9 protein-coding genes are annotated in these 13,602 nt (G+C 41.8%); 1 reads left to right on the forward strand and 8 read right to left on the reverse strand.

Going from position 1 to position 13,602, the window contains the following annotated elements; genetic code table 11:
* Nucleotides 1-11 precede the first annotated feature (11 nt).
* Complete coding sequence (gene ccpA, locus SINDD18_RS05550) at nt 12-1,019, reverse strand: catabolite control protein A (RefSeq protein ID WP_049503580.1); 1,008 nt, start codon at nt 1,017-1,019, stop codon at nt 12-14.
* 205 nt (nt 1,020-1,224) lie between these two features.
* Between ccpA and SINDD18_RS05555 the strand changes: the two genes are divergently transcribed.
* The gene (locus tag SINDD18_RS05555) at nt 1,225-1,542 is read left to right on the forward strand and encodes a DUF960 domain-containing protein (RefSeq protein ID WP_060955265.1); all 318 of its coding nucleotides are present in this window, start codon (nt 1,225-1,227) and stop codon (nt 1,540-1,542) included.
* Nucleotides 1,543-1,590: 48 nt separating this feature from the next.
* Here the strand turns inward: SINDD18_RS05555 and SINDD18_RS05560 are convergent, their stop codons facing one another.
* The 7 genes from SINDD18_RS05560 to SINDD18_RS05590 all read right to left on the reverse strand — a co-directional run bounded on the left by SINDD18_RS05560 (nt 1,591) and on the right by SINDD18_RS05590 (nt 13,372).
* Nucleotides 1,591-2,874, reverse strand: a complete 1,284-nt coding sequence (locus SINDD18_RS05560) for a hypothetical protein (RefSeq protein ID WP_061863400.1) — start codon at nt 2,872-2,874, stop codon at nt 1,591-1,593.
* Nucleotides 2,867-3,688 carry a 2-amino-4-hydroxy-6-hydroxymethyldihydropteridine diphosphokinase gene (folK, locus tag SINDD18_RS05565; RefSeq protein ID WP_061863401.1) on the reverse strand — a complete coding sequence of 274 codons (822 nt, stop codon included), beginning with the start codon at nt 3,686-3,688 and terminating at the stop codon, nt 2,867-2,869. The genes SINDD18_RS05560 and folK overlap by 8 nt, the downstream gene beginning before the upstream one ends.
* A gap of 148 nt (nt 3,689-3,836) precedes the next feature.
* Nucleotides 3,837-4,391, reverse strand: a complete 555-nt coding sequence (gene folE, locus SINDD18_RS05570; protein WP_061863402.1) for a GTP cyclohydrolase I FolE — start codon at nt 4,389-4,391, stop codon at nt 3,837-3,839.
* A gap of 1 nt (nt 4,392) precedes the next feature.
* The gene (locus tag SINDD18_RS05575; protein ID WP_061863403.1) at nt 4,393-5,691 is read right to left on the reverse strand and encodes a bifunctional folylpolyglutamate synthase/dihydrofolate synthase; all 1,299 of its coding nucleotides are present in this window, start codon (nt 5,689-5,691) and stop codon (nt 4,393-4,395) included.
* A gap of 1 nt (nt 5,692) precedes the next feature.
* Nucleotides 5,693-6,643 (reverse strand): dihydropteroate synthase, encoded by a 951-nt coding sequence (gene folP, locus SINDD18_RS05580; protein ID WP_061863404.1) that lies wholly within the window; start codon nt 6,641-6,643, stop codon nt 5,693-5,695.
* Nucleotides 6,644-7,122: 479 nt separating this feature from the next.
* Nucleotides 7,123-8,322, reverse strand: coding sequence for a phosphoglycerate kinase (locus SINDD18_RS05585; RefSeq protein ID WP_001096781.1), 1,200 nt, complete (start codon nt 8,320-8,322; stop codon nt 7,123-7,125).
* Between the two features lie 238 nt (nt 8,323-8,560).
* Entirely contained in the window at nt 8,561-13,372 is a 4,812-nt protein-coding gene (locus tag SINDD18_RS05590; RefSeq protein WP_061863405.1) for an endo-beta-N-acetylglucosaminidase, read from the reverse strand.
* Between the last annotated feature and the right edge of the window lie 230 nt (nt 13,373-13,602).

The raw sequence follows: 13,602 nt of genomic DNA on the forward strand, positions 1-13,602 counted from the left end.
GCCTCTTCTTGTTAATCTTTACGAGTTGAATGACGTTCTACCAAACCATGCGGCAAAAGAACTTCACGCTCTTCTAACTCTTCCTTATGCATAATCTTCGTCAACATACGCATACTAATAGCACCAAGGTCATACAAAGGTTGCGCAATGGTGGTTAGGTTTGGGCGAGTATAGCGCGCGATTTGTGAATCATCACTGGTGATAATTTCAAAGTCTTCCGGTACAGAAACTCCCTTATCAGCAAGTCCGTTCAAAACACCTGCCGCTAATTCATCACCTGTTACAATCGCTGCTGTTGCTTTAGAAGAAATCAAGCGTTCTGCCAAGGCATAACCATCATCATAACGGTATTTTGATTCAAAAACAAGACCTTCACTGTAGTTAATTCCCGCTTCTTTCAAAGCATCTTTGTAACCAGCTAAGCGAATCTTACCATTAATATCATCCACTAATGGTCCACTAACGAAGGCAATTTTTTTATTTCGTTTCAAGAGATGGCGGACTGCATCAACAGTAGCATGTTTATAGTCAATATTGACACTTGGAAGTTGGTGTTCTATGTCAACTGTTCCTGCAAGAACTACAGGTGTGCGTGAGCGTGAAAACTCTGAGCGAATCTTCTCAGTTAAATGATAACCCATGAAGATAACGCCATCCACCTGTTTAGAAAAGAGAGTATTGACCACAGATACTTCCTTTTCATCATCCTCATCACTATTAGCAAGGACGATGTTGTATTTGTACATTTCCGCGATATCGTCAATCCCTTTAGCAAGGGTAGAGAAATAAGTGTTTGTGATATCTGGAATAACAACTCCAACTGTTGTTGTTTTCTTGCTTGCTAGACCACGAGCTACTGCATTAGGGCGGTAGTCAAGACGATCAATGACCTCTAGGACTTTTTTACGGGTGTTTTCTTTGACGTTCTTATTGCCATTGACAACACGACTGACAGTTGCCATTGACACTCCCGCTTCTCGGGCAACGTCATAAATTGTTACTGTATCATCTGTGTTCATTCCGTTTCCTTTCTACTTTGAAAATTTTGTTTTCATGATTCAACTGTTTTCATTTTACCACTAATTGTAAGCATTTTCAAGCATTTGATGAAGATTCGTTGAAAAAATTTCAAAATCATTCCCATCTTTTTAAAGGCAGTTGACTTTTCTTGATTTTTCTAGCAGTTTGCAGTATGATAATAAAAAAATCAATTAGGAGATAGGGATGGCTTTTACAGATTCTCATAGACGATGCGCTAGTTTCGGTGTAGTGACCAATTTACCCGACGATGTTATCGATTCAATCTGGTATATAATCGATCATTTTTTAAAGCATGTTTTTGATCTAGAAGATGAATTGGAATTTCGGCTTTTGAATAATGAAGGCTCCATTACTTTTCGTTTTTCTAGTCAACATCTTCCAACAACGATTGACTTCGACTTCAACCATCCCTTTGACCCACTCTATCCACCTAAAGTTCTGGTGCTAGATATGGATGGGAAGGAAACCATTCTCCTACCAGAAGAAAATGACCTATTTTAAAAACTCTAGTCTCCTCTATCTACTTAGGAAACTAGAGTTTTCTTTTTGCTAATAAATGGAACGACTGACTACTATACCACTTGGTTTGGTGTATTCTAAGTCAAGATAATCCTGATAAGTTCCTGGGACGATAAATCCTTGGGGGCTGAGAATATCTGTTCCAGCTTTACCCACGATAGAGTCAGCCAATAAGACACAATTTGTGCTGAGAACAAAATAGGTCTTAAACTTGGACGAACTGAACTTATAAAGAGTGGCATCAGCCTCGTGTTTCAGCTGATAAGAGTAGGTATGCTTGATTTCCCCTTCTCTTCTCTTCATGAGTTGAGAACTTGGTTCCCAAGGAATTAAGAGTCCTTCAATATCTCTCACTTGTTCTTCTATAGCTTTTTTCTGTTGCTCAGACAAGCTTAAGCCATAGGCAAATAGAGTTTTCTGACTTTCTCTCTTACAGAGTTCGATATACTTTTCTCGATTAGCCTTAAATAGAACCCCATCCCCAATCATCCCAAATAAACGCTCCGAGTGCGGATCATAAGAACCATAGGAAATAACCTGACCTTGATAGCAGATATCCACATGCCCCATGGCTAAAAAGAAAGAGGATTCTGAAGTATGGATAAAAATTTCCATATCAACTGTCTGGTCATTTTTTCTCTCTGAATGTACTTTCCCTTCTTCGGACTCATGATTAGAAAACCATTTATTCAATCGACGTAGGGTATTGATAGGAATTAGAGCTGTTACAAAAATGGGCAGGGTCATTCTCATTCTGCGCTTCAGCTTGGGATTACTTCTCCCTTTTTCGAAATAGAAACCATCCCTGACACTACTCGCTCCCAACATGATTAAGTAAAAACCTAACAGGAGCAACTCAAAATTTGTCGCATCATGAAAAGGAGAGATACTATAGAGACCAAAACCCATCATCCACGAAGCATCAAATAAGTAATTGAGCCTCGGATGGATATGATTATTTCGGTAAATCAACCAGGTAATCAGACTAATCAGACCTGTAAACAGTTGATAACCTCCGATAATCATCACAAGGAGATAGAGGGCTATCCCTTGCAGGATGACTGAATCAAATAGGATGACTGCAAGAAAGAGCTTGGCTATGGTTACAAAAATATTTTCTCTACGGGATTTCTCCTGGAACCATCGTGTCAATAAATGCCAAATAGCCGACAAGGAAAAGTACCCCATCAAGAGTTGATAACCAAGTCTCGGTACAATCTGCCCAAAACAAATCAAGAGAAGACCTAGGATAATAGCTAGCACTCCCTCCCCTAGACTTCTCCATTTACTATAAGTTTCAGAAAACTTAGGCATTTTCTTTCTCCAATTGACGATACAAGTGGCGAATCGGTTGTTTCAGCGTTGGATGAATAAAATGCGGAGCTATTTCCTGTAAAGACTCTAAAACAAAGAGGCGCTCAGCAATATAAGGATGAGGCAAGATGAGGTCGTCTGTATAGATGACCTGGTCCTCTACAAAAAGCAAATCCAGGTCAATCAAGCGAGGTCCCCAATGAACCTCTCTAACCCGTCCCATTTCTGATTCAATCGCTAACAAGGTTTCTAACAAGATTGGAGCTGGAAGCCAAGTTTCTACTTCAATCACCTGATTAGCAAAGCTATCCTGCTTTACACCACCCCAAGGTTCGGTCCTAATCACACTAGACTCTTTGAGAATGTGGAGGCCACGAGCTCGCATATAGTCAATCGCTTGCTGGAGATTAGCCGTCTTATCCCCCATATTGCTTCCTAAAGCGATAAAGGCACGCTGTTTGCGACGGTGGATGGTTACTGAACAAGTATCCAGCGGTAGATGGATAGGTGCCCATGGTTTTTTAAGTTCCAGCTCAATCTCTTGAACGAGAGGGTAGGTTTCAAAAGTACGCTCTACTAGTTTGTAGGCTACTGTTTCAATCAAATCCTCACTCGTTTCCTGAAACCATGTCGTCCATTGCTGGCAAAGTTCTCCGTAATGGACAGAAGCAGTTAAATCCAAGTCTGTCGCAGCCTTGGTCATATCATAGGATAGGGTGGCTGAAACGACAAACTTCTGCCCCAGTTCCTTCTCACTAGGAAAGAGTCCATGAAAGGCGAAAATTTCTAGGTCTTTAATTCGCAGTTGATCCATAACTAGTCCTTTCTAGAAAAATCCGCCCAAAGCGGATTCTTTTTATACTCAATGAAAATCAAAGTGCAAACTAGGAAGCTAGCCGCAGGCTGTACTTGAGTACGGCAAGGTGAAGCTGACGTGGTTTGAATTTGATTTTCGAAGAGTATTATAGTCCCATGAGACGATAAGCCTGATCACGAAGATCCTTATCTGTCTCAAATAGACCACGAGCCACTGTGGTCAAGGTTGCAGTTCCTGGTTTTCGAACACCGCGCATACTCATACACATATGTTCTGCTTCAATGACAACGAAGGCTCCCTTGGCTCCCAAATACTCCATCAAGGCATCAGCCACTTCGATATTCAAACGCTCTTGAATCTGTGGCTTTTTAGAGTAGATTTCCACCGTACGAGCTAACTTTGATAAGCCTGCTACACGCCCATCAGGAATGTATGCAATATGAGCTCGACCATAGAATGGTAAAAAGTGGTGTTCACACATGGTGTGGAAAAAGATATCCTTTTCCACTACCATATTGTCATCAATAATCTCAAAGGATTTTGACAGGTGCTCTTCAGCAGTTTGCCCAAGACCTGAAAAAATCTCTTGGTACATACGAGCGACACGGGCTGGTGTTTCCTGCAAGCCTTCGCGATTTGCATCCTCACCAACTGCCTCGATAATCATTTTTACAGCTGCTTCAATCTTTTGTGTATCCATTCTAATTTTTCCTCTCCATTAGGTAGGTTCTCACTTGGGCTAAAAAGTATAATGAGCCCGTGATAATCCTAACTGTTTTTTTCTCTTCATTTTCTGATAATTTTTTGTCTAGAAATTCCTGCCAACTTTGGTAGTTGAGATTTCTAGAATCAGCCATCTCTTTCAAGACTTTTTCATCCGTCGCCCGACTATCCTCAAAATGAGTTAGTGTAATCTTAGTATTGGACAAAGTTTCTAGCAAGTCCAACATATCCTCCAAGGCCTTGGTTTTGATACAAGTAAAGAGGATTTCCTTCTGATAGTCCGTAAAGCGTTCTTTCAAGGTAGCCAACAAGGCCTTGATGGCATGGGGATTGTGGGCCCCATCTAAAATCATCAAGGGTTCCCTATAAATAACTTCCAAGCGTCCAGGCCAGCTTGTTTCTTCCAAAGCTTGAGCCACTAAAGCATTATCTGGTAATTCTTGACCAGTCTCTTTGCAATAGCTATCTAACAAGGCCAGCGCCATCCCTGCATTCTCTATCTGGTGCAAACCAAGCAATCCTGTTTGGAAACGACCTTGTCTGACTGAGCTTGAATAATCAAAAATTTCGCCCGTCTCCACACTCTCATGATGGCTAACTTGATAATCTTCCCCATAAGCAAGCCTAGAAGCTTGTTTCGCTTTCGCAATCTGGTCGATAACCGACAAGGCTTCTGGGACGATGTCTCCTGTCACTAGAGGAACTCCTTGCTTGATAATCCCTGCTTTCTGCTCTGCTATGGCTTCCAAGCTATCCCCTAAAAGCGCTACATGGTCTAATCCGATAGTCGTGATGCCTGTTAGGATAGGTTGACAGACATTGGTACTATCCAAAAGTCCGCCCATACCAACTTCCATGATTGCCACATCGACTTGCTCAGAAGCAAAATAGTCATAAGCTATAGCAGTGATAATCTCAAATTCTGTCGTTCCTTGCAAGGCTTGAGCATGCTCTCCTTCAAGTAGTGAACGATAATCCGCCATCAAGGACTCTAATCTCGCTTCTGGGATGGACTTACCGTTAATGGCAATCTGATCGGTATAATGAATCAGATAAGGAGAGCTAAAGACACCAACTCTTAGTCCCATCTTTTCCAACATATTCTTCAAAAAGGCTATAGTAGAGCCCTTACCATTGGTTCCACCGATGTGGATGACCTTAAGCTTAAGATGGGGATTACCACGTAAAGCTAATAGCTCCACCATCCTCTCCAGACCAAAATGCGGTTGATCTGTCCGGTAGTTTGCTATCCACTGGTTCGTTTCGTTTTTATTCATGTTATTTATATTGTTTCAAATCTAAATTTTCCGCATGGTCTGCCAGACGGATGGCTGATGCAACTTCGATTGCCATCTTGTGGCTGGCTACATCGTGCACGCGCACCACTTCCACACCTTGTCTAGCAGCAATGCTGGTCACATGAGCCGAAGCAATATCACGATTGCGGAAGCCAGCTTCAGTATCTGGATTGACTTCAAATCCATTTTCTTCAAGGATATTGATGACAAAGCGCTTACGAGAAACTCCTAAAAAGATAGGATAGCCCATCTCGTGAAGCTTATCAAGGTCACGTAGGAGGATGAGATTCTCCTTTTTGGTCAAGCCAAAGCCAATCCCAGGATCCAGCATGATGTTTCCTTTCGAAATTCCTGCTTTTTCCGCTCTTGCTAGAGCACGGTCAAAGAAAGCTGTCATCAATTCTTCTACTGGTAGTTGTTCAAAGTCTGCTAAGTCTTCCTTTGTAAAAGTCTCTCCAAATCCAAAATGAGGAAATATGAGTGAACTAGGGTGCTGAGGGCGTGCCATGACTGGATTAAACATGATGACTACCTGAGCTCCAGCCCTGGCAACCACCTCTGCCATCTTCTCATCACCCATGAGGCCTGTAATGTCATTGACTATATTGGCCCCAGCTCGTAAAGCCGCTTCTGCCACCTGACTCTTCCAAGTATCTACCGAAATCCGAACATCACTTTCTTGACGAATAGCCTGAATGACTGGAACCACACGCTGGATTTCCTCTTCAATCTCAACATAGCTACTTCCAGGTCGAGTAGATTCTCCACCGATATCTAAGATAGTGGCTCCTTCAGCTATCAATTTTCGAGCCTGCTTCAAAGCTTCCTCAACTGCAAAAAACTGGCCCCCATCAGAAAAAGAATCTGGGGTGACATTGATAATTCCACAAATAGCTGTTTTTGTAAGATTGTCTCTTTTTTCCACGTTCATCACTCAAATTTCATTTAGATTGGTATTCCTCTATTTTACTGTTTTTTTTGGATTCTGTCCAATTATCCCTCGGTACTCTCAAACTTTACAAGAGCGAAAAAAAGAGAGTGGGACAGAAATCGGTAATTCGTTAGAATTCGATTTCGTCGTCCCACCTCCGCACAGTTGAGTAGGGTTGTAAAAGTTGATGAAAGCAGCGTAGTAGAGACCACTCAACCACTGCGTCCTGCTCGACAATCCAAAGACAATTGAGAGGCTAGGACTTTTGTCCCAGCCTCCTTTTTTATATTCTTATTTTTCAGTCAAAGCTGCAAGTCCTGGAAGAACTTTACCTTCAAGAAGCTCCATTGAAGCTCCACCACCGCGTCACAAATACCTCCACTAACACAAAAAGGTGACAGAGCCACCTTTTTGTTAACGTTTCAGTTTTGTTCCTTTTTCTACAAAATCAGGATTTTGTAGAGACTAACGGGCTGAAATTATTTTTCTGTAAGTGCAGCCAAACCTGGCAATACTTTACCTTCAAGAAGCTCCATTGAAGCGCCTCCGCCCGTACTAATCCATGAGAACTTGTCTGCACGACCAAGGTTGATAGCTGCGGCAGCTGAGTCACCACCACCGATGATTGATTTAACGCCTGGTTGTTTCACGATAGCGTCCATCACACCGATTGTACCTGCTTGGAAGTCAGGGTTTTCAAATACACCCATAGGTCCGTTCCATACAACTGTTTTAGCACCAGTCAAAGCTTCGTCAAATTTAGCGATAGATTTTGGACCGATGTCAAGACCAAGGAAACCTGGGTCAACTGCTTCACCTTCAGTGTCTTTCACTTCAGTGTAGTCAGCAAATGCGTTTGCTTCTTTTGAGTCAACTGGCAAGATCAATTTGCCGTTTGCTTTTTCAAGAAGAGCTTTCGCAACATCCAATTTATCTTCTTCTACAAGTGAGTTACCGATTTCGATACCTTGTGCTTTGTAGAATGTGTAAGTCATACCACCACCGATAAGAACTTTATCAGCTTTTTCAAGCAAGTTTTCGATAACACCGATCTTATCTGAAACTTTTGAACCACCAAGGATAGCCACGAATGGACGTTCTGGAGCTTCAACAGCTTCTTGGATGTAAGCAATTTCGTTTTCAAGAAGGAATCCAGCAACTGCTTTTTCAACGTTTGCTGAGATACCAACGTTAGATGCGTGTGCACGGTGAGCAGTACCGAATGCATCGTTTACGAAGATACCATCTCCAAGTGATGCCCAGTATTTACCAAGTTCAGGATCGTTTTTAGATTCTTTCTTACCGTCAACATCTTCAAAACGAGTGTTTTCAACCAAAAGAACTTGTCCATCTTCAAGAGCGTTGATAGCTGCTTCCAATTCAGCACCACGAGTAACACCTGGAAGGAATGTAACTTCTTGACCCAATTTAGCAGCCAAGTCAGCAGCTACAGGAGCAAGTGATTTACCAGCTTTGTCTGCTTCTTCTTTCACACGTCCAAGGTGAGAGAAGAGGATTGCGCGTCCACCTTGTTCAAGGATGTACTTGATAGTTGGAAGAGCTGCAGTGATACGGTTGTCATTAGTAATCACGCCATCTTTTACAGGAACGTTGAAGTCAACACGAACGAGAACTTTTTTCCCTTTCAACTCAACGTCTTTAACAGTCAATTTTGCCATTTGGAAAGACTCCTTAATTTTTTTTACGTGTTAATTATATCACAAAATCAATAAAAGAGATAGCAAAACCTTAAACTTTTATCCACAACAATTTTCTCGATTAATTCAGGACAGTGCCTTGTAACTACGACAGAATACTCTACCATTTTTATTCTCCTCCCCTATACAAAAAGATTTGACTTTTAAAAGTCAAATCTTTTTTATTAATATGAAGTCAGTGTTAGATACACCCTCTATCTTAATCTTCTTTTTTCTTTTGAGCTAGCAATCCAAAACCACTTAAAACTCCGACCAAGCCAAGGGCAAGAAGATTTGCATCTACTTCTGTACCTGTACTTGGAAGTTGTTTTCCTTCAATTTTTTCAGCTTGTGCTCCTGTTTTGGCTGGTTCTTGCTTCGCTGCTTGGCTTGCTTGAACTGGCGAAACGGATGTTTCAGTCTTAGGTTCTGTTTTTCTAGTTTCCTTCTTAGTATCTTGAGTCGCTGGAGCAGGTGTAACTGGTCTGTCACCTGGTACTTTAACTATTTTTGTACCGACTTCAACAATCTCAGTTACGGCTTCCTTGAGAACTTCCGTTCCCTTAAGACTGCGATGTCCTTCAGAATCAATCTCTACAAGGTTTCTACGAAGGCCTGCAACTCCTACTTGAACCAAGCGTCGTTCTCCTAATGGGAGGCTAGGATTTACTCTTTCTTCATGTCCATATGCAAGAACTTCTTCTTCCACAACCAAGCTTGGTTTCTTAACTTCTAAGACTTTTGGACCGTCTAGCGGTTGAACACGGCTTTCTACCTTAGTACCAACTTCAGTGATTTCTGCAACTGCTTCCTTGACTACTTCTGTTTTAAGAAGAGTACGGTTGCCTTTGGCATCTACTTCAATCAGACGACGAGTCTGCCCTTCTACACCTACCTGAACAATACGACGTTCACCCAACAAGAGGTCTCCTGCTGGACGTTCTTGACGTTCGAAGGCTTGAGTTTCTGTTTCAACCACTAGCTCAGGTAGAGCTTCAACCGTTGGAGCAGTTCCACCTTCTTCTAAGCTACCCACATGGTGGCTTTCTTCTGCAGAAGCTAGTTTTTTATTCAGCTTTTCTTTCATGTCCGCAAAGGCTTCTGGAGTTGGTGTTTGTGAAGATAATAAAGCTTCAGCTTGCGCAATCAACTCAGATTGAGGATCTTTTTCAAGGACAGATTCGAGCAAGCTTTCCAATTCTTCTCTAGCAGTTTGATAACGTTGATTGCCATCCAATTCAGTACCAGCTTGTTTCAAGTCATTCAAGGCCTGGTTGACTGCTTCTTGACTAGCATCATGATTTTCTAAGATAGCTTTCGCTGCATCAAGCTTCTCAACAAGAGCTGCTTGTTTTGCTGCATCCGCAAATGTATAAGCTAATGTTTCTTTGCGTCCTTGAGCAGATGTAATTTCTTGTTTCAGATATTCGTCGTTAATGGCTGCCTTAGGTGATACTAGGACATCAAAGTCGACAGTTTGACCTTGATAGTGCAACTGAAGTTTTTGACGGCCTGTTTTTTGAGAATCATAACCTGTAATTTCGACTCCTTGGTCTGTAAAGCTATGTTCTGTCTCAGTTTCATCATCATACAAGACCTTGAAACGTCCTTCTGATAAGTCTAGAGCATCACCTACCAAGTAGTCAATTTTCGGTTGCTTGCTAATATACAAGGCTGCGACTTCTTTTGGACCAGTTTCTTCACCAGTGACTTGAACCTTAAAGCTACCTGCAACTGGAAGACCAAGATAGGTTACTGTTAACTCTTGTTCGCCATGATGGTGAGCATCGTAGCCGTTGACTACAACACCAGCATGACTAAGGTTGATGACTTCATCTGCTTCTTCACCTTCGTATTTGACACGGAGAAGACCACCTTTAAGATTCAATTCCTCACCAACTTGATAAGTTGCCTTTTTAGGTGCTACTTCTAGACTGACAGCCTTAATCTTTCTTTCATCCTGAGGAATCGTCACAGCAAGAGTATTACTGATTTCTTTCCCTGGCAATTGTGTTCGGTAATAAAGAAGACTTGGACGTTTTTCAAAGCTCAATGGTTCTGTCGCCAAATCCCCTCCAACTGCTGTATTTAAGGTAGCGATTGGAGTTTGTGAATCTGCCTTGTCATAGACTGTGATGGTTGCCCCAGCAGGAGCTTCTGAGAAGCCGAGCTGAACCTTATTGTCAGTTAGAACACGCGCTGCAACTTTACTCATTGGAATGTTTTGGCTCTCCGTATCAAGAGTTTCATACATCTTCCAGTTGTAGATACGAATGGCTTTCCACGGTGTTCCATTGTCAGACGTGATGACATTCAAGCGCCAGTCTTGCGCAGTGATTGGGCTATCAAGGGTGATATCCGAAACATGGGCTTTATTGCCACGAACAGCTTTAGCTAGTTTCCATTCTCCAGCTTCATCTTTGTAGTAAAGGTCAAAGTCTTTGGTGTTCATCAAGCCATCATTAACAGACTCTCCACCAGCACCGGCATGGTCCATGACCCATCTAACAACACGGCGTGGTTGTGTCAAACGGATATCAACGCTACCACTCAACTGAGCAGAAGACCATTTGTCAGATAGGCTGGTGATGGTACCATTCAACATTCCTTCGATGCCTTCCCCACCTTCTGTATTTGGGAAGGTACTTCCGATAACAGTCGCTCCTGGAACGATGTTTGCTGCTAATGGTCTTGGAAGGCTTGTATCTTGGACAGTCATTCCCCACTCGAAGTTTGTAGTTGCTGCTTCAGAGCGAAGACCGTTCTTGCCAACTGCGACAACCTTCAACTCTTGATTAGTACCAGTTGCACTAGCTGAACGGCTAACTTTTGGTAGGTAGATCGTAGTTGCAGATGAGCCTGTCAATAGGCGCCAAGCATCGCCATCCTTCTCATAAACTTCATAGAAGTCAGCATCCTTGTTACCTGTAAATTGAACAATGGCTTCTGCTTCTTGGGCATTTTTAAGGGATTGTTTAGCTACTTTAAGAGCTGTTGGTGCTTGAGGAGCCTCTTGATTATCTGTTACAGTCAACTCACCCAAGTTAAATTGATAGCCCTTAAGAGCAGCAGTATTTTCAAAAGTGAGTTTGATACCGTAAATGGTCTGACCTGCCAAGGCACTCAAGTCAAATTCATCTTTTGTCCAATCGTCAGATAGAGTCAGTTCTTTACGAGCATTCTCTCCACCATAAGTATAGTTTTTCTGAGTCGCAAACTCTACATAGACCTTGCTTCCCTTACCACCTTTATGAGCAACACGAAGTTTTGTTTTATCTGTTACTTCCAGTTTTGTAGAGTAGAGACGAACATCTTGGTTGGTATTTTCAGCTAAATCACCCGCAAACTTAAGTGAGTTACCACCATTGTAGGCATCTTCAAAGTCATAGTCAGCTTGAAGTTTAGCACCTGATGAAGTTTGCCACCAGCGCCATGTAGGCAAGATACCTGATACAGAACGATAGTTCCATTCAGAATCCTTAGAAACTTTACCGTCTACAAACCATTTTTTACCATGTCCAGTGTTAAAGGATGTTGTGAAGCTACGGCCTACTGCTGGTGTACGGTCAGCTACAAGGTTGGCAATTCCGTACCAGTCCTTGTCATCTGGTTTTTGACCAGTTGGATCTCCTTGATAACCTGTAAAGAAGATGTTTTCATTCTTATGATAGTCTTCGCCTGTCTTACCAAGACTCGTGATAGTATCAGGTGCAAAGAGTCCAAGTGATAAGCGGAGCTTGCCATTTTCATCTAGAAGGGCATCCCATTTCACTTTTGTCTTGTAGGAACCACCTTGTTGCAATTCCAATCCTGTAAAAACATCATACTGACTACGTCCAAGCCATTTTGCCATAGTTACAGAGTAATCATTTTTCTCTTTGGTCCAGTTAAAGTTGGCAAAGAAGTGATCCGCAGGAACCTTGTCTCCCTCTTTTTCCATGAACTGGTAATTGTATTCACCAAGTCCATCTTCATGATAACGACCATATTCATAGGTCATGGCATCATACCAAGAATATTTGACTGGATGATTGACTTGAGATGCATATTCCTTGGTATAGAGCATGAAGTCACGCATTTTCTTACCAAGAGGCGTTACGATATCTCCTGTTGTTTCTTGGTTGATAAAATATCCATCAAATCCATAATATTTAGCCAAATCAACCAACTTACGAGCGATAGGGAAAGTTCCGTCTTCGTCTTGTTGAAGGGCTGCAGCAAATTTTTCTTGGTCTGCAATACTATTAGACCAGTTGAAGAAGAGTGTACCCAATACAGGGACACCATTACGGTGACCAGCATCAATCACGTCCGGAGTTGGAACGAGTCCTTCCCAGAAGACCATTGAATTCAAGTATTGCCAGTAGTCAAAAGCATAGGCTTTAAACTCTTCACCACCTACAGAAGCGTGGTCTTTAGCCTTAGAGTTGGTATTTGCAAGAGCTTCAACCTTAGCATCCTTATTGGCTTTCTCGTTGATTACATGGCCACGGTAACGTTTAGCCAATTCAACTGAGGAACGATTAATAGCGTCGTCTTCACGGGCACCTGGTTCCCATTTCAACAAATCTTCCCATGTGTCAAACTTAATTTCTTTTGGTCGAAGACTTTTTTCTTCTTTCTTAGGAACGTCAGCAACAGTTGCTTTCTCTTCAGGCTTATTTTCTGTAGCTACAGGTGTTTCTTCAGCCTTAGGCGCTTCAGCAACCGGACTAGCTACTTCCTTATCAGTTGCAGTCAATTGGTCCAAGGTTGGTTTTTCTTCTGAAATAGGTTGTTCACTAACCTTGTTTTCCGTCTCTTCCAACTGCTTTAATATCTCAGGTGAAGCTGTAGTTGGTTGCTCTGATGTGGCAGGAGATGCTTGCTCTGTAGCCACAGCAGTAGTAGTTGTTTCATTCGCTGGGATTGCAACTTCTTCTGCTAGAGCTTGGTTGGCAAATAAAACCGAACCAATCATCAAAGAGCAAGCACCCACTGATAATTTTCGGATACTATAGCGGCAACGTTTTTCAAAAAATGGATTCTTCATCTTTTTCTCCTTTTACTTCCATAAAGTAAGCGCTTTATTTTTGTTTTAAAAAAGTAGCTGCCCTAATAAAGATAATAGAACAGTTCATCTCCATTTTACGCTATTTAGATGAAGAGTCAACATGAGTCCCAAAAGAACTATATAGAAGTGAAGAATTAATATAAATTAGACAATTAAGCTCCATTTTTAGAATAAATTTAACATTTTTCTTAAAAAAAGATCATTTACTA

Origin of the sequence: Streptococcus infantis, assembly GCF_001579645.1 — a bacterium.
Classification (GTDB): Bacteria; Bacillota; Bacilli; order Lactobacillales; family Streptococcaceae; genus Streptococcus; species Streptococcus infantis_E.

Bases quoted from the DNA above. Each gene is read 5' to 3' on its own strand.
- SINDD18_RS05590 (WP_061863405.1), bottom strand. From the start codon at position 13,372: ATGAAGAATCCATTTTTTGAAAAACGTTGCCGCTATAGTATCCGAAAA.
- folP (WP_061863404.1), bottom strand. From the start codon at position 6,643: ATGAACGTGGAAAAAAGAGACAATCTTACAAAAACAGCTATTTGTGGA.
- folK (WP_061863401.1), bottom strand. From the start codon at position 3,688: ATGGATCAACTGCGAATTAAAGACCTAGAAATTTTCGCCTTTCATGGA.
- ccpA (WP_049503580.1), bottom strand. From the start codon at position 1,019: ATGAACACAGATGATACAGTAACAATTTATGACGTTGCCCGAGAAGCG.
- folE (WP_061863402.1), bottom strand. From the start codon at position 4,391: ATGGATACACAAAAGATTGAAGCAGCTGTAAAAATGATTATCGAGGCA.
- SINDD18_RS05585 (WP_001096781.1), bottom strand. From the start codon at position 8,322: ATGGCAAAATTGACTGTTAAAGACGTTGAGTTGAAAGGGAAAAAAGTT.
- SINDD18_RS05555 (WP_060955265.1), top strand. From the start codon at position 1,225: ATGGCTTTTACAGATTCTCATAGACGATGCGCTAGTTTCGGTGTAGTG.
- SINDD18_RS05560 (WP_061863400.1), bottom strand. From the start codon at position 2,874: ATGCCTAAGTTTTCTGAAACTTATAGTAAATGGAGAAGTCTAGGGGAG.
- SINDD18_RS05575 (WP_061863403.1), bottom strand. From the start codon at position 5,691: ATGAATAAAAACGAAACGAACCAGTGGATAGCAAACTACCGGACAGAT.